Source organism: Rhodococcus sp. C-2 (genome assembly GCF_027854095.1).
Lineage (GTDB): Bacteria > Actinomycetota > Actinomycetes > Mycobacteriales > Mycobacteriaceae > Rhodococcus_F > Rhodococcus_F qingshengii.
Genome location: NZ_JAQGFI010000003.1, coordinates 464443 through 483198, shown reverse-complemented (window position 1 = coordinate 483198; position 18756 = coordinate 464443). Strand labels below are relative to the sequence as shown.

Below are 18756 nucleotides of genomic sequence, written 5' to 3'. Positions count from 1 at the left end.
ACAGTCGACATGGATCCGCTTTCGGACGATCATCGAGCGCATCTGTTGCCGAAGGTAGGAGAACCACATGCGCGCTCGACGCATCACCGCCAACCTCAAAGTCGCCGATGTCGGAACCGCCAAGAGCTTCTACTCCGACTTTCTCGGCCTGAGCACCGAAGAGTTCAACATGGGGTGGGTCGCTCGCTACACCTCTCCCGACACCGGCGCGAACGTACAGCTCGTCACGCACGACGCCACTGCAGCCGAGGACTCGGTCATCTCAGTCCACACAGACGACGTCGACGGCGCCTACGAAGAGGCCCGCAGGCTCGGCTACGAAATCGTGCACCCCATAACGACCGAAGAGTGGGGTGTTCGCCGATTCCTCGTCCGGGCACCCGATGGCAACGTCGTCAACATCGTGCAACACCGGGACTGAGCAGCGAAAAGAACCCCATTCGACGTTTTAGGTCATTTGACCTAGAGTTAGGTGCATGACCGATTCATTGCAGTATTCAGCCGACGGCCCGATCCTCGTGGCCGGCGGATACGGAACCGTGGGCAGCGCCCTGACAGCGTTGCTCGCCCCCGACTTCCCACTACTCCTCACCGGACGCACCCCCGAGCGAGGCGACGAACTGGCCGGCCGTCACGGCGCTTCCGTCCGCCGCTGGGACCTCCTCGACCCGACACCCTTCGACGCGTCCGTACGCGCGGTCGTGTCGACGGTCAACGATCCCCACGATCGTGTCCTGTCCGCCGCCGTCGAGGCCGGCATTCCGTACGTGGACATCACCCGCTGGACAACCCGCGTCGCTCGCGCCGCTACTCTGGCGGGTCAGAAGTCGCCGAGCGCACCGGTGTACCTGTCGTCCGGATGGATGGGCGGAGTCACCAATATCGTCGCCGCAGCGCTGGCCGAGGAACTGGGTGGCGCGAGCACGATCGACGTCTCGATTCGCTACGACGTCAACGACATTGCCGGGCTCGACTCCGTCGACTTCATCGATCGGCTCGGGCAGGATTTCGAGGTGATTCAGCAAGGAAACCCGATCACCGTCAGCCCGTTGACGGATACACGCTGGGTCGACTTCCCCGGATCGCGCACCAAGGTCGGAAGAATCGACACTCCGGAACAATTCACGTTCCCCATGACCCTGGGCGCCGAAACTGCCAGCACTCGAATAGGTTTCAGTTCGAATGCATCCACAACTGCGCTGCTCGCCGTCAAGAAGGTGGGTCTGTTCCGTTGGGGTCGCGGCGACCGCTTCACACCGCTACGACGCGGACTCCTGTACTCGCCGGGCAAGGGCGGGAGCGCGCAAGTACGCATCGATGTCACCGGCCCGAGCGGCACGACAAGCGCGACAATCGTCGACCGGCAGGGCCAGGCTCACCTCACCGCGGTGGGCGGCGCGCTGGCCGTCAGACGAGCCTTGGCCGACGATGCCCGGCCTGGAGTCACTTTCCCCGAATCGCTTCCGAACCCTCGCCGCACCGTCTCCGAGTTGGAGAGCTTCGGGGTGGCAGTATTGCGACCATGACCCTCTCCAAGGGCGCCGCCCGTGCGGCAGCACTTCTCGACGCAGCAGAACAGGTCCTCACTACTCAGGGCAATGCCAACTCGGCAATGCGCGATTTCGCAGCCGCGGCCGGAGTGCGGGTAGGACATCTGCAGCACTACTACCCCACCCGTGCAGATCTGATACGCGCAGTGATGTCACGTGCATTGACCCGCTCACTGGATCGCCTTGCCGTCGTCCCCGATACGGATCAGAGCCTTTCCCGCGAGGAATCCGAACACTTCATCGGAGTCCTGCTCGGAGAACAGGACGACCAGGCCACGGTGCGTCTGTACGTCGAAGTATGGGCCATTGCAGCGGCGGACCAAGAAGTCGCGGTCGTGCTTCGAGACTTCTACGCCCAGTACATCGCACACGTAGAGCGCGCAGTCGCGTGTGCACAACCGGAGCTGGATGCGACTGAACTTGGCGCGACAGCGCAGACCATCGTGAGCCTGCTCGAGGGTTCCGCAATTCTCCGATCGGGAATCACCGGCCGAAAGTCCGAGGCTTCGGACCGAAAGCTCGTGGACACACTGCAGTACCTGATTCACGGGTCCTGACTCGGACGTATCGTAAAGCCCATGAGCGTTGCAAACGAATGGAGCCGAATCGAAGCGTGGTGCCGTACACACGCACCGGTGACGGCTGCAGCGTTTCAACCAGGACTCGGTGACGCCGTTATCGAGGAATTCGAAGCCTCGACCGGCGTCACGTGGCCCCAGGAACTTCGCGACCTGTATCGGGTCCACAACGGCAGCCTGACCCACGACGACCGGACCGGCCTCTTTCTCGGCAGCGTGCTCCCGGACAAATTCTTCTACCCCATCGACGTCGCAACAGAAGTTCGTCTCACTCTGCTCGAAACGTGGGATGAGACGATCTACGAGAATCCAGACCTCTACGCCGAGGACGAGATGGATCGACACGATCAACGCGACGCAGGCACTGCCGCAACCATGTTCATCCCCTCGTTCGTTCCCTTCGCCGGACTGGACGAGTACCACTACTTCGTGGACACCCGCAGCGGCGCACTCCACCATTGTGTGACCGAGTATGCCTCGGACGCCACTGACAACGGCGGTCCGATCTGGGCGTCCATCTCGGTAATGCTGGCCGCCCATGCCGTAGCGCTGGAAACAGGATCAACGATCGGAGTGTGGAAACCCGTTGTCAGCAAGGGTGTTCTGGAATGGGAAGTCGACGCATGACACCCAAGCAGGATCCGACCCGTCGCACCCTCGCCGACGGGCGTCAGATCTTCTACTTCGACGATGCCGGCAGTGCCCGCGCCCACTCTGCGCGAGATTCCCGCGAATTGCCGGCTCTCGACCACTCGTCTCGGATGAGATTCGACGTTCTCACCGGGGAGTGGATCACCATGGCTTCGCATCGCATGACACGGACACATCTCCCCTCCGCCGCCGAATGTCCATTGTGCCCGACCGACGAAACACGCACGCCCACAGAGATACCCGACGGAGACTACGACGTCGCGGTGTTCGAGAATCGGTTTCCGAGCTTTGCCGCGGCGCCTGAGGAAGCCATTGACAGTCCCGGAGACGGTGCGGGCGATCGCCCAGCGGCCGGTCACTGCGAAGTGATGTGCTTCTCGAGCGATCACACGGCGTCCGTCGCCGAGCTTCCACTCGAACGCATGCGCACGATTGTGGGCGCCTGGATTTCTCGGACCGAAGAGTTGTCGGCGGATCCGCTTGTGGAACAAGTGTTCTGCTTCGAGAACCGCGGCGAAGAAATCGGGGTGACACTCACCCATCCACACGGACAGATCTACGCATACCCGTATGTCACGCCACGCACCCGATCGATGTTGACGCAGGCGCACAAACACTTCGAGCGCACCGGTCGCTCACTACTCGCCGATGTTCTGGCGTTCGAGCGCGAGGACAAGGCCCGGTTGATCTACGACGGCGATCACTGGAGCGCCTACGTCCCGACCGCCGCACGATGGCCCATCGAGATTCACCTGGCACCGCACCGAGACGTCCCGGACCTTCCCTCGCTGAACGACCAAGAGCGCGACGAGCTTGCGGTCGTCTACCAAGATCTCCTACGCCGTATCGATCGCTTCTATCCGGGCGTCGACCGGGTACCGTACATCGCGGCCTGGCACCAAGCTCCCGTCCGCATCGACCGACCTCTGGGCCGACTGCATCTTCAGCTGTTCTCGATCTTGCGCGCACCGGGCAAACTCAAATACCTCGCCGGGTCCGAGTCCGCCATGGGCGCCTGGGTGAACGACACCGTTCCCGAGGCAGTCGCGGCCCGCCTACGGGAGTTGAAATAGTGGATACGGTCTCGAACAATTCTGTGCTCCAACAGTTTCACGCCACCTACGGCTATCCGGCAACCGGAGTGTGGGCGGCACCCGGTCGAGTCAACCTGATCGGTGAACACACGGACTACAACGGTGGATTGTGCCTACCGGTCGCTCTCGAGCAGCGAACACTGGTTGCCGTCGCACTGCGCAGCGACGGGGTCGTCCGCGTGCACAGTCGGCAATCCGCCGAGACGTACACCGGGCCCCTCGGCGACATCGCCACAGGGTGGGCCGCCTACCCCACAGCCGTTCTGTGGTCTCTTGCGCGCAGAGGCCTCCCGATCGAAGGAATCGATCTTGCCGTCGACTCGTCGGTACCGGTCGGGGCCGGGCTGTCGAGCTCCGCTGCCCTCACCTGTTCGGTTGCGTTGGCCGTCAACGAACTTCATGATTCACCTTTCGCCCGCGATGAGCTGGTACAGGTGTGCATCCAGGCCGAGAACGACGGCGTCGGCGCACCGACCGGAGGGATGGATCAAACCATTGCCCTCTTTGCTCAGCCCTCGACTGCGCTCCTGCTGGACTGCCAGGACGGATCCACCGAACCCATACCTTTCGAACTCCACGGTGCAGGTTACGACCTGATCGTCATCGACACCCGGGTCAAACACTCACTCGCAGACGGACAGTACGGAATGCGGCGCTCTCAATGCGTCGCTGCAGCAGCAGCTCTCGGCGTCGGCAGCTTGCGAGAGGCTACAGCAGGCCAGGCCGAGACAGTGCGAGACCCGATCCTCCGGGCGCGGGCACGGCACGTCGTGACCGAGATCGAGAGGACGCGGAAGACCGCAGAACTTCTGCGCAACAGCAGATTCAGTGACGTCGGCGAGCTGTTCGACAACTCGCACGCCTCGTTGCGCGACGACTTCGAGGTCTCGTGTGAAGAACTCGACGTCGCCGTTGCCGCAGCACGACGCGGCGGCGCGATCGGTGCGCGGATGACCGGCGGCGGATTCGGAGGCTCGGCCATCGCGCTGGTTCCGGAAGGAAGCGGAGCGGAGGTCATCGCATCGGTGAGCCGCGACTTTGCGGCGCGAGGTTGGCGAGCACCACACTTTCTCGGCGTCGTTGCCGGGGGTTCGGCCGCCCGTCTCTGAGCGAACGGCACGTTCAGCGCACTGGAGGCGCCGAACGTACCGTTCGCCCTGGTTGGGGTACCTCGAGATCCCCCTCACATAAATAGTCATCTCAGATGCGAATTATGTAGGTTCAGATCATGCAACTGACGCAGTTCACCGATCTGGGATTGCGCGTCGTCATGCGGTTGGCCGTACTCGACGCGGATGCCTCCCCCAGCACTCGGGATGTTGCGCAGCAGCTCAACGTGTCGTATTCCCATGCCACCAAGGTGGTTACACGGCTCGGTGAGCTCGGCATCGTGACAACCAGGCGCGGCCGCGGCGGTGGGCTTTCCATCACCGAACTCGGCCGCACCGCCACCATCGGCTGGCTGGCCAGACGCCTCGAAGGCCCGGGTGAAGTCGTCGACTGCGAAGGCGACAAACCGTGCCCATTGCGCGGAGGTTGCCTCCTTCGAAGTGCGTTGCGCGAAGCACAGGAAGCGTTTTTCGTTTCACTCGACGCGGTCACGATCGAAGACGTCATCCGGCAGCCGTCCAAAACTGTCCTGCTACGCCTCACCACCCGGAGCGACGAAGCAGGCTGATCAATCGAATTTCGACCGAACGGAGCAGCTCATGCTTTCCCCACAGTCAACCGAGGTCATTCGCGCCACCCTTCCCGTGGTCGGCGCCGCCATCGGCGATATCACAACCCTGTTCTACCGCAAGATGTTCGACGCACATCCTGAACTCGAACGTGATTTGTTCAATCGCGGCAATCAGAAGCAGGGCGAACAGCAGAAGGCTCTCGCCGGCGCCATCGCGGCATTCGCGACGCTTCAGCTCGAGCCGGACAGCGCCAAGGTCGATCTCATACTTTCACGTATCGCCCACAAGCATGCGTCGCTGGGAATCACGCCCGACCAGTACGCAATCGTGCACGAACACCTCTTTGCCGCGATCGTCGAAATACTCGGCGATGCAGTCACTCCCGACGTCGCAGCAGCCTGGGACGAGGTCTACTGGCTGATGGCGGAAACCCTCATCACGATGGAGCGTGGCCTCTACCAACTCGCCGGCGTGGACGCCGGTGACGTCTGGCGCACAGTCAGGATCAGTGAACGAGTTCTTCAGTCCGCCGACACCGTCTCACTGACGCTCACGTCGCTCGACGGCAGTGCACTCCCCACCTTCGCTCCCGGACAGTATCTTTCGGTCGGGGTTACGCTGCCCGACGGCGCCCGCCAGATCCGCCAATACAGCCTGTGTTCGATACCGAGCAGCGCAGACTGGCGGATCAGCGTCAAGCGAATCTCCGGAACTCCCGATGGCGAAGTGTCGAACTTCCTCTACAACAACGTATTCGAAGGCCAAGAACTCTCCGTCACCACACCTTTCGGTGATCTCACCTTGCCGGACGACAACTCGCCGCTCCTGCTCGCGTCGGCCGGAATCGGTTGCACACCGATGATCGGGATGCTCAATCATCTCGTGGACACCGGCGCTGACCGTCCGGTATCTGTCATCCATGCGGATCGATCCATTGCGGATCACGCGCACCGCGCAGAACTCAGCACACTCGTCGACCAGATTCCCGCCGCAACCCTGCACCGTTGGTACGAGGATCTCGGCACGCACGTTGCGTTCGGATCGGTTCACGAAGGACGGGCGGATTTGCAAGGTATTGCAGTGGAGCCCGATACCCAAGCCTTCCTTTGCGGGCCGATGCCGTTCATGTTGGCGATGCGCGCCTCGTTGCTCGAACGGGACGTCCCGGCGCAGAATATCCACTACGAGGTCTTCGGGCCCGACAGCTGGGCCAACACCTGAGCGGACCACTGCCTGCGAACTGGACCTTGGCGCGCCACAGTAATCCCTTGTGTACTCGACGGAACATACGTACCGAGTAGTGGGAGACCGACATGATCACGTCAGCGTCGATGACGGGAGTCGCGCTGATCGCCCTGGCGATGGTTCTGACACCGGGCCCCAACATGATCTATCTGGTGTCCCGCAGCATCAGCCAGGGCCGCCGGGCAGGTTTGATCTCGCTCGGCGGAGTCGCAACCGGTTTCCTGGTCTACCTCACCGCCACGTGTGCAGGGCTGACGGCGGTTCTCTTCGCCGTACCAACGGTGTTCACCGCGGTGAAAATCGGTGGTGCCCTGTACCTGGCCTATCTCGCCTGGTCGACACTCCGACCAGGTGGGAAGTCCGCTTTCGAGGTGGGCGAGGTCGACCGCCACGGTAGCGGCCGTCTGTTCGGGATGGGGTTGACCACCAATCTGCTCAATCCCAAGATTGCGCTGATGTACGCGGCCCTGATCCCCCAGTTCGTCGATCCCACTGCGGGTCCGGTCTGGCAACAGGCACTCGTACTCGGCGGCGTGCAGATCCTGGTCGCAGTCACCGTCAACGCGTTGATCGTGTGCTGTGCGGCAGCCGTGTCGACCTTCCTCATGGCGCGTCCGGTGTGGATGCGGGCTCAGAAATGGCTAGCGGGTGGCATTCTCGGAATCTTCGCCACCCGCATGGCCCTGGAGTAGTTTCAGTCCTTCGGACGTTGGTCGATCAGACGACGCGCTTTGCCGATCGAGCGTTCGAGTCCGCCGGGTTCGAGAACGCTCACCTCGACCGTGACACCGATCTTGTTCTTCACCAGCTTCTGCAACGCCGAAGACGCTGCCGCATGATCGGAAATTGCCGCGTCAGGGCGAGCCTCGACGCGCACTGTCAGAGTATCCATCCGGCCCGGACGCTCCAGCACACACTGGAATTGGGGTGCCAGGGCGGGGACGGTCAGGATCAGCTCTTCGATCTGTGTGGGGAACAGATTGACCCCACGCAGGATGATCATGTCGTCGGTCCGGCCGGTGACCTTCTGCATCCGACGCATCGAGCGCGCCGTACCGGGCAACAGACGGGTCAGGTCCCTGGTTCGGTAGCGAATGATGGGCAGCGCTTCCTTGGTGAGAGAGGTGAAAACCAGCTCACCTTCTTCACCGTCCGGCAGCACTTCGCCCGTGACCGGATCGATGATCTCCGGGTAGAAGTGGTCTTCCCAGATATGGAGCCCGTCTTTGGTTTCCACACATTCCATTGCCACACCCGGGCCCATGATCTCGGAGAGTCCGTAGATGTCGACCGCATGCATGTCGAGTTGCTGTTCCAGCTCGGTACGCATCTGTTCGGTCCACGGCTCCGCTCCGAAAACTCCCACCCTCAGTGAGGTCTTCGAGGGATCGATGCCTTTCTTGATCATCGCATCCACGATGGTCAACATGTACGACGGAGTCACCATGATGGCGTCGGGCTCGAAGTCCTCGATCAGTTGAATCTGCCGCTCGGTCATGCCACCGGACATGGGAATGACCGTGCAGCCCAAGCGCTCCGCACCGTAGTGTGCTCCCAACCCACCGGTGAACAGACCGTACCCGTAAGCCACGTGAACCTTGTCCGAAGACCGCACGCCGCCGGCCGAGAGACTGCGCGCGATGAGATCGGCCCAGTTGTTCAGGTCGTTGCTCGTGTACCCCACCACCGTCGGGCGACCGGTGGTCCCCGAAGACGCGTGAATTCGCGAGACCCGGTCCTGTGGCACCGCAAACATCTTGAACGGATAGTTCTCACGCAGATCCGCTTTGGTGGTGAAGGGAAACTTCGCGAGATCGCTCAGATCCTTCAAGTCGCTCGGGTGGACGCCGGCGTCGTCGAAAGCTTTGCGGTAGTGCGGAACATTGGTGTACGCGTGCATCAGGGACCATTGCATCCGCTCGAGTTGGAGCGTCGAAATGCGGTCCCGACTGGCAAATTCGATTTCTTGCGAAGTAGCAGTGACGAGTTCGGTCATGATTGTCTCCGGTGGGCTCAGTGAGGGCGCTGTGCGGGCGGTCAGGCGTCGAAATCGACTGTTATCTGTTCACCGACAGGGAAGGTCTGGCAGGTCAGTACGAAACCCGCGTCGACTTCGTAGTCTTCGAGTGCGTAGTTCCTGCGCATCTCGACGTCACCGCAGGTGACCTTGGCGCGACACGTTCCACAGACCCCGCCCTTGCACGCGAAGGGCAGATCCGATCGGTACTGTTCCGCTGCATCGAGAATCGACTGGTCTCGCGGAAGTGTCGCGGTGGTCGATCGACCGTCGAGCGTGATGGTGACCTCGCTGCCTGGTCCCACAATTCCGGGCTCACGATGCACTGCAACCGGCGGAGCGACGTCGTCGACGTAGAACAGCTCGTGATGGATGCGATCCTTGGCAATTCCCAAGCCGGCCAGTACTTCCTGGGCGTCGTTGACCATCCCGAACGGACCACACAACCAGAAGCCGTCGACCTGGTCGCACGGAACGAGAGAGGTGAAGATCTCACGCAACCGGTCGGCGTCGAGACGGCCCGAGAACAACTCGACCTCGCGCGGCTCGCGAGAGAGGACATGAATAACGTCCAGGCGCGCACCGTACCGGTCCTTCAGGTCGGCGATCTCTTCGGCGAACATGACCGAACGGGTGCGCCTGTTCCCGTACAGCAGGGTGACATCGGCCTCGGGGTTCACCAGCAGTGTTGCAGCGATGGACAACATGGGCGTGATTCCGGAGCCCGCCGCGATCAGGACGTGCCGTCCACCCAATGCCGGATCGGCGACAAAATTGCCAGATGGGCCCTGGACGTCGATTCGATCCCCGGCCTTGACGTCTCGCACCAACCAGGAGGAGAAGAGTCCGTCTGCCACTTCGCGAACCCCCACCCGTGGAGACGCCCCTACCGGTGCACAGATCGAGTAGGAGCGACGGTGTTCGACGCCGTCGATCATCCGCCGCAGTGTCAGTGACTGCCCGGCGCCGAAGTCGAATTGATCGGCGATATCGGCAGGCACGTCGAAGGTGACGGCAACTGCGTCGTCGCACAGTGATTCGACACCGGCGACCGTCAACACGTGAAATGGTTTGTTCCGGTTCGTCGTTGCGGTACTCATCTGTTCAGATCTCCTTCACGTGATCGAACGGCTCGAGGCAGTCGAGGCAGCGATAGAGCGCTTTGCACAGGGTCGCACCGAATTCCGAACTCAGTCTGGTGTTTGCCGAACCGCACTGGGGGCACAGGATGTCGCGCGGCTTGGCCGTCAAGGTCAAGGCGATCGGGCCGGAGGTGCGACGCGGCGCGGCCCCCGGCACCGAGTACCCGGCCGTCCGAAGTTTCGCGAGCCCCTCTTCGCTGATCCAATCCGAACTCCAAGGCGGCGACAGTTGAGTCTTGATCTGGACGCTGCCGTACCCCGCGTCGGTCAGCTTGTGCTCGATGTCGTCTCGCATCGTCGCCATCGCCGGACACCCGGAATAGGTGGGAGTGATTGTCACACAGACCAAGTTCGCTTCGACGTCGACCGATCGGATGACGCCGAGATCGGCCAAGGTCAACAGTGGCATCTCCGGATCCATCACCGAGGCGACGATCTCCTGCGCGGAAGAGACGGTAGCGGCAGTAACGGTCACCACACCCCTTCCGGATGCTCCCGAGCGACGCTCTGCATTTCGGCGAGAAGTAGCCCCAGTGCCCCGGTGTGCAGTCCGGCACGCCCGCCGCGGCCGCCGACGAAACCGGAGAAACGCGAAGGGGGCTCTTCCATTTCGGCTGCATGGAGGACCTGGGCAAGAACAGCGTCGAACTCCGGCCGAACAGTACGCGGGTCCACTCCGACGCCAACTTCTGCCAAGACGAGTTCGTCCTGAGTGGGAACAAAGAGTTCGTCCACGAACGGGAAGATCTCGAGCAAGGCGTCGGCCGTCCGACGCTTGGATTCTGCCGTGCCGGCGCCCAAGGTGACGACCCATCTTGCCGCGTAGTCGCGGTGATAGGTCAGTTCCTTGACGCCCTTGTTCGCCACAGCTGCGAGAACCGGATCGCGCGACATGCGCAGCCGATCGAACAGCGCCAGCCGCCAGGTCGAGAACACGAGTAGCCGAACGACCGTGTGCGCGAAGTCGCCGTTGGCGAGTTCCACCAGTCTCACGTTGCGGAAACCGAACTGATCACGAAAGAAGGCAAGCGCATCTTCAGCCGGCACCGGTGACGTATCGGAGATGAACGGAACCACAGTGGAATCGGCTGCTGCCGCGCGAGCCAGCAGCAGCCTGGCCTGCCCGATCAAGTCCAGGCCGACGTTGGCGAGAGCTACCTCTTCTTCGAGTTCCGGTGCCCGCGTCGACCATTCGGCGAGTCGCTGCGAACTGACGAGCGCGTCGTCGCCGAGCATGAGGCAGTAGCGCGCCAGCGCACCGAGATCGACATCGCCTGGCACCGTGGTGTCGACGCCGGCGAGGGGGTCGTCGAAGCTCGTTCCGAACGCCCACTGACCGTGGCCGTCACCGTCGACCAGGCCGTCGTAGGCACTGTCGTGATCGTTCATCTGTTGGTCCTCGAAGTCGAAGTGATTCTCACATGTGCGGAACGGAGTCCGGGATGTCGTAGAAAGTCGGGTGCCGGCAGACCTTGTCGCCGCTCGGCGCGAAGAACGGATCCTTTTCTGCCGGACTCGAAGCCACGATTTTCGCGGATGGCACGACCCAGATACTCACGCCTTCGTTACGTCTGGTGTAGACGTCGCGCGCGTGGCGTAACGCCATCTGGTCGTCTGCCGCGCGCAGGGATCCGACGTGCACGTGGTTCAGTCCGCGCTTTCCCCTCAGAAATACCTCGTACAAAGGCCATTCGCCCCGCACCTGATCGCGCTGTACCTGATCGTTCTCGCTCATGATGTTTCCCCAGTCGTGCGATCGTGCGCGAGTCTCTCGCGCTGTGCAAAGGCGTACGCGGCGTCGCGAACCCAGGCCCCGTTGTCGTGTGCGGCTTTCCGATTGGTGATCCGCTCGACGCTCGCCGCTCCGTTGCCGCGGACCACGTCCATGAATTCGCTCCAGTCCGGCTCGCCGAAATCGTGTGCGCCACGCTCGGGGTTCCAGCGCAGGTCGGGATCAGGGAAGGTCACACCGAGTATCTCGGCCTGCGGTATCGACATGTCCACGAATCGTTGCCGCAGTTCGTCGTTCGTGTGCCGCTTGATGCGCCACTTCATCGACTGCTCGGTGTTCGGCGATTCGTCGTCCGGCGGTCCGAACATCATCAGAGCGGGCCACCACCATCGGTCGACGGCTTCCTGCACCATTGCCCGTTGAGCTTCCGTGCCGCGCATCATCGTCGCCAACAGCTCGAAGCCTTGCCGCTGATGGAACGATTCCTCCTTGCACACACGGATCATCGCGCGCGCATACGGCCCGAAGGAGCTGCGGCACAGCGGAACCTGATTGCAGATAGCAGCTCCGTCGACCAGCCAGCCGATCACACCCACGTCGGCGTATGTCAGCGTCGGATAGTTGAAGATCGAGGAGTACTTCTGCTTTCCCTCGATCAGTTTGGTGGTCAGATCGCCACGATCGGCACCGAGCGTCTCGGCCGCGGAGTAGAGATACAGACCGTGCCCGGCTTCGTCCTGGACCTTCGCCATCAAGATCGCCTTGCGTCGCAACGAAGGCGCACGGGTGAGCCAGTTTCCCTCGGGCTGCATTCCGATGATTTCGGAGTGCGCATGCTGGGCAACCTGACGGATCAGAGTCTTGCGGTAGCCGTCCGGCATCCAGTCGCGAGGCTCGATGCGCTGGTCTGCCGCGATCGTCTCGTCGAACAGGTTCTGCAGGTCTTGTGGAGCTTCCACGTTGGTCATCGTACCTACCTTTTATTACCGAATGATCGGTTGGTAACTAGTATGCACCGAGGTGTCCCAGCACACAAGAGAATCTTTCGCCGCACCAGAAATCAGCGGCCCCCGAAAACCGGCTTCTGCTTCGACAGGAAAGCCGTGACTGCGCCTCGATGATCTGCCGTGGAACCCAGCTCCACCTGTGCGTTCGCCTCGGCCGCCAGCGTCTGGGAAAGCCCAGGAGCAACGGCACGGATCAGCGATTTCACGTGGGCGAAGGCCGCGGTGGGTCCGTCGGCAAGCCGACGCGCGAGTACCCGAGCCTCAGCTGCGACGTCCTCGTCGGCCACCACGCGATGAACCAAGCCCCACTCCAGCGCGCTCTGCGCGTCGAACTTGTCGCCGAGCAACATCAGGCCACTGGCGCGGCTAGGTCCGAGCGCGTGCACGAGCGCATGACTGAGCCCGGAGTCACTGGCCAGACCGATGCCGGTGAATGCCGTCGCAAAGCTCGCGCGAGCCCCCACGACACGGATGTCTCCGGCCAACGCGATTCCCAACCCGGCCCCGACGCAGGCACCGCCGATACCCACCACGACCGGGACAGAGAGCGTCGACAGCGCCGTGACCATGGGGTTGTAGTGCGCCTCGACGGTATCCATCGCGTGCGCCGGATCAGCATCCAACGCTGCAGCGTGCTCGCCCAGATCCTGACCGACGCAGAAGTTCTTGCCTTCGGCGAGAATCAACACCGCTCGAACCTCTGCGTCCGTGTGGACCTGCAGCAACGCTTCGAGCAGCTGAGACTTCATTTCGCCGTTGACGGCATTGGCGGCCTTGGGTCGGTCGAGAGTGATTGTCGCCAAACCTCGCTCGATCTCCAAGCGAATCACGTCAGTCATCGATGTTCCTTTCGCAGGCAGTTCGGTTCAGCTCCATGTGTGAAAACCCTGTCCCGTCTTGCGCCCCAACTCGCCGCGAGCCACCTTCTCTCGCAGCAGTGCTGGAGGTGCAAATCGATCACCGAGCGTGCTCGCGAGGTGTTCGGCGATCGCCAGGCGCACATCCAACCCGACCAGATCTGTCGAACGCAGCGGGCCCATCGGATGCCGATACCCCAATTCCATTGCTCGGTCGATCGATTCCGCGTCCGCCACACCCTCTTCGAGCATGCGGATGGCTTCGAGCCCGAGACCGACACCAAGCCGGCTGGTTGCAAAACCAGGTGAGTCGTTGACGAGCACCTCGGCTTTGCCGAGCATCGACACCCATGCTCGTACCGAGTCGACAACCTCGGGGCGGGTCTGAGGCGCCCGGACGATCTCGACCAACAGCGACGCCGGGACTGGATTGAAGAAGTGCATACCGATGAACCGGCCCGGATCCGTCAGCGCTGCGCCGAGTTCGGCGATCGACATGGAACTGGTGTTACTGGCGATCACGGTGCTTTCTCCGGCAACGGTTTCCGCAGCGGCGAGCACCTCGACCTTGAGGGCCGCAATTTCCGGGACCGCCTCGACGATCAGGTCGAGCGACGGTGGCAACGAGGTCACTGCGTCCACGGTGCTCACGCGCGCCAGCACCGTCGCGGGGTCCTGGTCGTCGAGTTTCCCTCGCTCGTGAGCTCTGTCGAGGCCGGCGGAAACACGCTGCAACGCGGCCGCGGTGTCGCCACTCTCCGCGATGGTGACCGCCCCGCCGAGACTGGCGAACACCTGGGCGATACCCGCACCCATGCGTCCACCGCCGATGACTCCGACGGTCTTCGGTGCAACTGCTTCAGTCATGATTTCTTCTCCAGGAAGGCCGTCATGCGATCGCGCTTGTCCGAACTCTCGAACAGGACGGCCTGGGCGATGTCGTCGGCAAACGGATGCGATCCCGGCGCATCGACGATGATCTTGGTCAATCGCAGTGCCAGCGGGGACAGTCGGGAAATGCGGTCGAGCAGCCGATGCGCTGCGTCGACGTGGCAGTTCGGTTCGGTTACCTCGACAACCAGGCCCGCTCGTAGCGCCTGCTCGGCGTCGAGGTTCCTGGCACCGAGGAGCATCTGCTTCGCGATCGAGACGCCGACGAGCTTCGGCAATCGATAGCTGGCGCCGGCGGCTGCCATTATGCCGAGATTGGGCTCGGGATTACCGAAGACCGCCGTCGTTGTCGCGACGCGAATGTCACAGGCGTAGGTCAACTCTGCCCCGCCGCCGAGCGCATAGCCGCTCACGGCGGCCACGGTGGGCAGCGGGAGCTTTCCGATACGGTCGAACAGGGTCCGGTTGATACCCGCAAACGCTTCCTCTCGTCCGCGCGCTCGGAGCTCCGCGATGTCAGCGCCGCCCGCGAAGTGGTCTCCGCGCCCGGCAAGCAGGAGCAGCTTCGGATCCCGTTCGAGGCGTCCACAAACCTGATGCAGTTCGTCGATCATTTCCGCGTTGATCGCATTGCGTTGCGCGGGCCTGTCGAGGGTGACGACGACGCGATCCTCGCGCTCGTCCACGTGCAGGGTGTTCACATTCGCTCCTTCTCGCTCTTCTCCATTAGTAACCGAACATTCGGTCGTTTGGCAAGGGTGAGAACGAGGATGGTGCACAGCTTTGCCCGAACTGAGAAGATGGGGACATGACTACGGCACGCCCCACTCGACGCACCGGCCTCCCCGGACGTCCCGGCTACGACCTCGATTCGCTCCTGGCCGTGGCCGTGAAGGTGTTCAACGACAAGGGCTACGACGGCGCCAGCATGGAGGTGCTCGCCAAGAAACTCGGCATCACGAAGTCCTCGATCTACCACCATGTGTCCGGAAAGTCAGAACTTCTCGAACTCGCCCTTTCGCGTGCACTCAACGCCCTGTTTGCGGTCACGACCGAAGAGGGCGCCACCACCGGTCCGTACATCGACCGGCTCGAATACCTGGTCCGGCGCAGCGTAGAGGTGCTGGTCGCAGAGCTTCCATACGTCACCCTGCTCCTGCGCGTCCGCGGCAACACGACGGTCGAGCGCGCCGCGCTAGCTCGTCGACGCGAATTCGACAACTTCGTCGGAGGTCTCGTCGCGTCCGCCGCAGCGGAGGGAGACTTGCGCCCGGACATCGAACCAGCCCTCGCCAGCAAGCTGATGTTCGGCACCGTCAACTCACTGATCGAGTGGTACAAACCCCGAGCGGGTGAGTCCGTCTCCGACATCGCCGACGCGGTCGTCGCCGTCACTTTCGACGGACTTCGCAAGGCCTGACTCCAGGCAGTTCTGCCGAATCCTTGACAACGCGGCGTTACCGGGCGATCGTAATTACCGACCGAACGTACGGTGAGATGGAGTTGTCGTGAGCAGACTGTTGGAAAGCTATGTGGCCGGTCAGTGGTACGCCGCACCGGACGCAGGTACCCCGTTGCCGAGCGCAGTGGACGGATCGGAGGTGGCCCGGATCTCCGCAACCGGCATCGACCTCGCCGAGATGGTTACGTACGCCCGCGAGGTCGGCGGGCCTGCACTGTCCGCGATGACCTTCCACGAACGTGCCGGCGCGCTCAAGGCTCTCGCCCTCACGTTGATGGCAGGAAAAGCCGAGTTCTACACACTCTCCACTGCCACCGGTGCGACGACGCGAGATTCCGGGGTGGACATCGACGGCGGATTCGGGACCCTGCTGAGCTACGCGAGCAAGGCTCGGCGCGAATTGCCCGACAGCACAGTCTTTCTGGACGGAAACGTCGAGCCTCTCGGCAAGGGCGGAACCTTCCTCGGGCAACACATCTATACATCACGTCGCGGCGTCGCCGTGCAGATCAACGCCTTCAATTTCCCGGTGTGGGGGTTCCTGGAGAAGCTGGCACCGGCATTCATCGCGGGGGTGCCGTCCATCGTCAAACCTGCCAGTTCCACGGCATATCTCACCGAACTCGTCTTCCGGCGCATCATCGAGTCAGGCTTGCTCCCAGAGGGTTCCGTCCAACTGCTCTCCGGTAGTGCACGCGGCCTCCTCGATCACCTCGGCGGGCAGGACTCAGTGGCATTCACCGGATCCGCCGACACCGCAGCAACGCTGCGTGCTCACCCGAACGTCGTCGGCAAGGGCGTCCATTTCAATGCCGAGGCCGATTCACTCAACGCGTCGATCCTTGGCGAGGACGCCGTACCAGGAACGCCCGAATTCGATTTGTACGTCAAACAACTCGTCACCGAGATGACGGTCAAGGCTGGTCAGAAGTGCACGGCGATCCGGCGCGCCCTGGTCCCGGTCTCGCTGGTCGACGCCGTTGTCGATGCCGCATCCGAGCGACTGAACAAAGTGGTCGTGGGACACCCCGATGCTGATGGCGTCACTATGGGAGCTCTCGCCAGCATCGAACAGCGTGATGAGGTCTTGAAATCCATTCGCGGTCTGACGAAGTCGGCAACCATCGTATTCGGAGACCCGGACAACGTGGACGTGGTCGGTGCCGACGGCCAGTCAGGAGCCTTCCTTTCCCCAGTCCTTCTCCGGGCGGAAGAGAATGCGCACGAGGTACACGAACTGGAGGCCTTCGGACCCGTCAGCACCGTCATCGGATACGACGGCATCGATCATGCGATCGAACTCGCGGCCCGTGGCGAGGGAAGCCTCGTCGCCTCGGTGGTCACTGCCGACACCGACATCGCACGTCGACTGGTGCTGGGTCTCGCAGCTTTTCACGGCAGAGTGCTCGTGCTGAACCGCGACGACGCCAAGGAATCCACCGGCCACGGCTCTCCCCTTCCAGTCCTCGTACACGGCGGTCCCGGCCGTGCCGGCGGCGGTGAGGAGCTGGGTGGCATCCGCGGAGTTCTGCACCACATGCAGCGGACCGCCGTACAGGGCACACCCGACGTCCTCACCGCAGTCGGCGAGCGCTGGTTCACCGGATCGCAGCGCACGACCGGATCCGAACATCCATTCCGAAAGAGTCTCGCCGAGTTGAAGATCGGTGACACTGTTGTCGGCGGTCCGCGCCAGGTCACACTCGCAGACATCGATCATTTTGCAGAGTTCACCGGTGACACCTTCTACGCTCACACCGATCCGGTGGCCGCTGCGGCGAATCCACTCTTCGGCGGCATCGTCGCGCACGGCTATCTTGTTGTCTCACTCGCTGCGGGCCTGTTCGTCGACCCGGCTCCCGGCCCGGTTCTCGCGAACTTCGGCGTGGACAGCCTCAGGTTCCTGACTCCGGTCAAAGCCGAAGACAGCCTGACGGTCACCCTCACAGCCAAGACCATCACACCTCGCAGCAGCGCCGACTACGGTGAGGTTCGTTGGGACGCCGTGGTGACGAACCAGGACAACGATCCGGTCGCGACATACGACGTCCTGACTCTGGTAGCCAAGACTCGCCCCGAAGGGAATTGAAAGCACATGACCTATCGAGTAGCAGTGTGTTACGGACGCCCCACCGATCCGGAGGCTTTCGACAAGTACTACAACGAGATCCACGTCCCGCTCGCCAGCGCAGTGCCAGGGCTCTCGGACTTCACGTTCAGCAAGTGCTCGACGCTGGACGGCTCCGATCCAGTCTTCTATGCCGTCGCCAACCTCGTGTTTCCCGATCTCGAGACGATGCAGAGCGGCCTGAAGTCCCCGGAGATGGGCGCCGCTGGAAAAGATGTCGCAAACTTTGCCACCGGCACGGTCGACATGTATGTCCAGGAAGTTGTCTCGGTCCTCTAGACCCCTGCAATTTCCCGATCACACAGGAGTTGTCTCGTGAGTACAGGAAGCATCACCGCCAGAGAGATGTTCGACGCGGACCAGGCATCGCAGGCACTCGGTATCGAGATTTCCGAGCTGGCGCCCGGTAGCGCAACCGTGACCGTCACCGTGGGCGAAACCATGGTGAACGGTCACGGAATCACACACGGCGGTTATGTTTTCCTGCTCGCGGACACCGCGTTTGCGCTCGCCTGCAACGGCTACGAGGATTCAGCCGTTGCAGCGCGCGCGGACATCAGATTTCTGCGTCCGACCCGTCTGGGCGACACCTTGACCGCGGTCGCCACCGAGAAGGCTCGAGGCGGCCGAAGTGGGATCTACGACGTGACCGTTCGCAATGGCGACACCGTCGTGGCCGAGTTCCGCGGCGACAGTCGCACCATCACCCGCTGAAATTCA

22 protein-coding genes are annotated in these 18756 nt (G+C 62.6%); 13 read left to right on the top strand and 9 right to left on the bottom strand.

What is annotated here, in order from left to right; all coding sequences use genetic code 11:
* Window positions 1–67 precede the first annotated feature (67 nt).
* The 9 genes from PCS43_RS08775 to PCS43_RS08735 all read left to right on the top strand — a co-directional run bounded on the left by PCS43_RS08775 (window position 68) and on the right by PCS43_RS08735 (window position 7492).
* Window positions 68–421 (top strand): glyoxalase superfamily protein, encoded by a 354-nt coding sequence (locus PCS43_RS08775; protein ID WP_073513382.1) that lies wholly within the window; start codon window positions 68–70, stop codon window positions 419–421.
* Window positions 422–476: 55 nt separating this feature from the next.
* Window positions 477–1526 carry a saccharopine dehydrogenase family protein gene (locus PCS43_RS08770; RefSeq protein WP_209910230.1) on the top strand — a complete coding sequence of 350 codons (1050 nt, stop codon included), beginning with the start codon at window positions 477–479 and terminating at the stop codon, window positions 1524–1526.
* A complete protein-coding gene (locus tag PCS43_RS08765; protein ID WP_007730752.1) occupies window positions 1523–2107 on the top strand; it encodes a TetR/AcrR family transcriptional regulator in 585 nt (194 codons plus the stop codon). The genes PCS43_RS08770 and PCS43_RS08765 overlap by 4 nt, the downstream gene beginning before the upstream one ends.
* Window positions 2108–2128: 21 nt before the next feature.
* Complete coding sequence (locus PCS43_RS08760) at window positions 2129–2755, top strand: SMI1/KNR4 family protein (RefSeq protein ID WP_042446400.1); 627 nt, start codon at window positions 2129–2131, stop codon at window positions 2753–2755.
* Window positions 2752–3852, top strand: a complete 1101-nt coding sequence (gene galT / locus PCS43_RS08755; protein ID WP_065455024.1) for a galactose-1-phosphate uridylyltransferase — start codon at window positions 2752–2754, stop codon at window positions 3850–3852. Before PCS43_RS08760 ends, galT begins: the two co-directional genes overlap by 4 nt.
* On the top strand, window positions 3852–4982 hold the full coding sequence (gene galK / locus PCS43_RS08750; RefSeq protein ID WP_065455025.1) for a galactokinase: 1131 nt from the start codon (window positions 3852–3854) through the stop codon (window positions 4980–4982). The genes galT and galK overlap by 1 nt, the downstream gene beginning before the upstream one ends.
* 119 nt (window positions 4983–5101) lie before the next feature.
* Window positions 5102–5551 (top strand): RrF2 family transcriptional regulator, encoded by a 450-nt coding sequence (locus PCS43_RS08745; protein ID WP_003943059.1) that lies wholly within the window; start codon window positions 5102–5104, stop codon window positions 5549–5551.
* A 31-nt stretch (window positions 5552–5582) separates the two neighbouring features.
* Window positions 5583–6776 (top strand): globin domain-containing protein, encoded by a 1194-nt coding sequence (locus tag PCS43_RS08740; protein WP_058226877.1) that lies wholly within the window; start codon window positions 5583–5585, stop codon window positions 6774–6776.
* A gap of 92 nt (window positions 6777–6868) precedes the next feature.
* Window positions 6869–7492, top strand: coding sequence for a LysE family translocator (locus tag PCS43_RS08735; protein ID WP_007730629.1), 624 nt, complete (start codon window positions 6869–6871; stop codon window positions 7490–7492).
* Window positions 7493–7494: 2 nt separating this feature from the next.
* On the opposite strand, the gene paaK is transcribed toward PCS43_RS08735, so the two are convergent.
* The 9 genes from paaK to PCS43_RS08690 form a co-directional block, all read right to left on the bottom strand.
* Window positions 7495–8796 (bottom strand): phenylacetate--CoA ligase PaaK, encoded by a 1302-nt coding sequence (gene paaK / locus PCS43_RS08730; RefSeq protein ID WP_007730627.1) that lies wholly within the window; start codon window positions 8794–8796, stop codon window positions 7495–7497.
* A gap of 41 nt (window positions 8797–8837) precedes the next feature.
* Window positions 8838–9917: a 1,2-phenylacetyl-CoA epoxidase subunit PaaE gene (gene paaE, locus PCS43_RS08725; protein WP_058038340.1), complete on the bottom strand. Its 1080-nt coding sequence runs from the start codon at window positions 9915–9917 to the stop codon at window positions 8838–8840.
* Between the two features lie 4 nt (window positions 9918–9921).
* Complete coding sequence (gene paaD, locus PCS43_RS08720) at window positions 9922–10380, bottom strand: 1,2-phenylacetyl-CoA epoxidase subunit PaaD (RefSeq protein WP_047269445.1); 459 nt, start codon at window positions 10378–10380, stop codon at window positions 9922–9924.
* Window positions 10381–10430: 50 nt separating this feature from the next.
* Window positions 10431–11348 carry a 1,2-phenylacetyl-CoA epoxidase subunit PaaC gene (gene paaC, locus PCS43_RS08715; RefSeq protein WP_007730623.1) on the bottom strand — a complete coding sequence of 306 codons (918 nt, stop codon included), beginning with the start codon at window positions 11346–11348 and terminating at the stop codon, window positions 10431–10433.
* Window positions 11349–11376: 28 nt separating this feature from the next.
* A complete protein-coding gene (paaB, locus tag PCS43_RS08710; RefSeq protein ID WP_270923017.1) occupies window positions 11377–11694 on the bottom strand; it encodes a 1,2-phenylacetyl-CoA epoxidase subunit PaaB in 318 nt (105 codons plus the stop codon).
* Window positions 11691–12659, bottom strand: coding sequence for a 1,2-phenylacetyl-CoA epoxidase subunit PaaA (paaA, locus tag PCS43_RS08705; RefSeq protein ID WP_007730621.1), 969 nt, complete (start codon window positions 12657–12659; stop codon window positions 11691–11693). The genes paaB and paaA overlap by 4 nt, the downstream gene beginning before the upstream one ends.
* Window positions 12660–12751: 92 nt before the next feature.
* A complete protein-coding gene (locus PCS43_RS08700) occupies window positions 12752–13537 on the bottom strand; it encodes an enoyl-CoA hydratase/isomerase family protein (RefSeq protein WP_209910233.1) in 786 nt (261 codons plus the stop codon).
* A 27-nt stretch (window positions 13538–13564) separates the two neighbouring features.
* The gene (locus PCS43_RS08695; RefSeq protein WP_007730617.1) at window positions 13565–14422 is read right to left on the bottom strand and encodes a 3-hydroxyacyl-CoA dehydrogenase family protein; all 858 of its coding nucleotides are present in this window, start codon (window positions 14420–14422) and stop codon (window positions 13565–13567) included.
* On the bottom strand, window positions 14419–15147 hold the full coding sequence (locus tag PCS43_RS08690; protein WP_058226874.1) for an enoyl-CoA hydratase/isomerase family protein: 729 nt from the start codon (window positions 15145–15147) through the stop codon (window positions 14419–14421). The genes PCS43_RS08695 and PCS43_RS08690 overlap by 4 nt, the downstream gene beginning before the upstream one ends.
* Window positions 15148–15254: 107 nt before the next feature.
* On the opposite strand from PCS43_RS08690, the gene PCS43_RS08685 reads away from it, so the two are divergent.
* The 4 genes from PCS43_RS08685 (at window position 15255) to paaI (ending at window position 18750) form a co-directional block, all read left to right on the top strand.
* Window positions 15255–15866 carry a TetR/AcrR family transcriptional regulator gene (locus PCS43_RS08685; protein ID WP_007730612.1) on the top strand — a complete coding sequence of 204 codons (612 nt, stop codon included), beginning with the start codon at window positions 15255–15257 and terminating at the stop codon, window positions 15864–15866.
* Between the two features lie 88 nt (window positions 15867–15954).
* On the top strand, window positions 15955–17997 hold the full coding sequence (paaZ, locus tag PCS43_RS08680; RefSeq protein ID WP_058226873.1) for a phenylacetic acid degradation bifunctional protein PaaZ: 2043 nt from the start codon (window positions 15955–15957) through the stop codon (window positions 17995–17997).
* 6 nt (window positions 17998–18003) lie between these two features.
* Entirely contained in the window at window positions 18004–18315 is a 312-nt protein-coding gene (locus PCS43_RS08675; RefSeq protein ID WP_003943191.1) for an EthD family reductase, read from the top strand.
* A 66-nt stretch (window positions 18316–18381) separates the two neighbouring features.
* On the top strand, window positions 18382–18750 hold the full coding sequence (paaI, locus tag PCS43_RS08670) for a hydroxyphenylacetyl-CoA thioesterase PaaI (protein WP_046380079.1): 369 nt from the start codon (window positions 18382–18384) through the stop codon (window positions 18748–18750).
* The last annotated feature ends 6 nt before the right edge of the window (window positions 18751–18756 follow it).

What these genes read in the sequence shown, in the direction of transcription:
- PCS43_RS08775 (WP_073513382.1), top strand. Translation starts at nt 68, where the DNA reads ATGCGCGCTCGACGCATCACCGCCAACCTCAAAGTCGCCGATGTCGGA.
- PCS43_RS08770 (WP_209910230.1), top strand. Translation starts at nt 477, where the DNA reads ATGACCGATTCATTGCAGTATTCAGCCGACGGCCCGATCCTCGTGGCC.
- PCS43_RS08765 (WP_007730752.1), top strand. Translation starts at nt 1,523, where the DNA reads ATGACCCTCTCCAAGGGCGCCGCCCGTGCGGCAGCACTTCTCGACGCA.
- PCS43_RS08760 (WP_042446400.1), top strand. Translation starts at nt 2,129, where the DNA reads ATGAGCGTTGCAAACGAATGGAGCCGAATCGAAGCGTGGTGCCGTACA.
- galT (WP_065455024.1), top strand. Translation starts at nt 2,752, where the DNA reads ATGACACCCAAGCAGGATCCGACCCGTCGCACCCTCGCCGACGGGCGT.
- PCS43_RS08745 (WP_003943059.1), top strand. Translation starts at nt 5,102, where the DNA reads ATGCAACTGACGCAGTTCACCGATCTGGGATTGCGCGTCGTCATGCGG.
- PCS43_RS08740 (WP_058226877.1), top strand. Translation starts at nt 5,583, where the DNA reads ATGCTTTCCCCACAGTCAACCGAGGTCATTCGCGCCACCCTTCCCGTG.
- PCS43_RS08735 (WP_007730629.1), top strand. Translation starts at nt 6,869, where the DNA reads ATGATCACGTCAGCGTCGATGACGGGAGTCGCGCTGATCGCCCTGGCG.
- paaK (WP_007730627.1), bottom strand. Translation starts at nt 8,796, where the DNA reads ATGACCGAACTCGTCACTGCTACTTCGCAAGAAATCGAATTTGCCAGT.
- paaE (WP_058038340.1), bottom strand. Translation starts at nt 9,917, where the DNA reads ATGAGTACCGCAACGACGAACCGGAACAAACCATTTCACGTGTTGACG.
- paaD (WP_047269445.1), bottom strand. Translation starts at nt 10,380, where the DNA reads ATGGATCCGGAGATGCCACTGTTGACCTTGGCCGATCTCGGCGTCATC.
- paaC (WP_007730623.1), bottom strand. Translation starts at nt 11,348, where the DNA reads ATGAACGATCACGACAGTGCCTACGACGGCCTGGTCGACGGTGACGGC.
- paaB (WP_270923017.1), bottom strand. Translation starts at nt 11,694, where the DNA reads ATGAGCGAGAACGATCAGGTACAGCGCGATCAGGTGCGGGGCGAATGG.
- paaA (WP_007730621.1), bottom strand. Translation starts at nt 12,659, where the DNA reads ATGACCAACGTGGAAGCTCCACAAGACCTGCAGAACCTGTTCGACGAG.
- PCS43_RS08700 (WP_209910233.1), bottom strand. Translation starts at nt 13,537, where the DNA reads ATGACTGACGTGATTCGCTTGGAGATCGAGCGAGGTTTGGCGACAATC.
- PCS43_RS08695 (WP_007730617.1), bottom strand. Translation starts at nt 14,422, where the DNA reads ATGACTGAAGCAGTTGCACCGAAGACCGTCGGAGTCATCGGCGGTGGA.
- PCS43_RS08685 (WP_007730612.1), top strand. Translation starts at nt 15,255, where the DNA reads ATGACTACGGCACGCCCCACTCGACGCACCGGCCTCCCCGGACGTCCC.
- PCS43_RS08675 (WP_003943191.1), top strand. Translation starts at nt 18,004, where the DNA reads ATGACCTATCGAGTAGCAGTGTGTTACGGACGCCCCACCGATCCGGAG.
- paaI (WP_046380079.1), top strand. Translation starts at nt 18,382, where the DNA reads ATGTTCGACGCGGACCAGGCATCGCAGGCACTCGGTATCGAGATTTCC.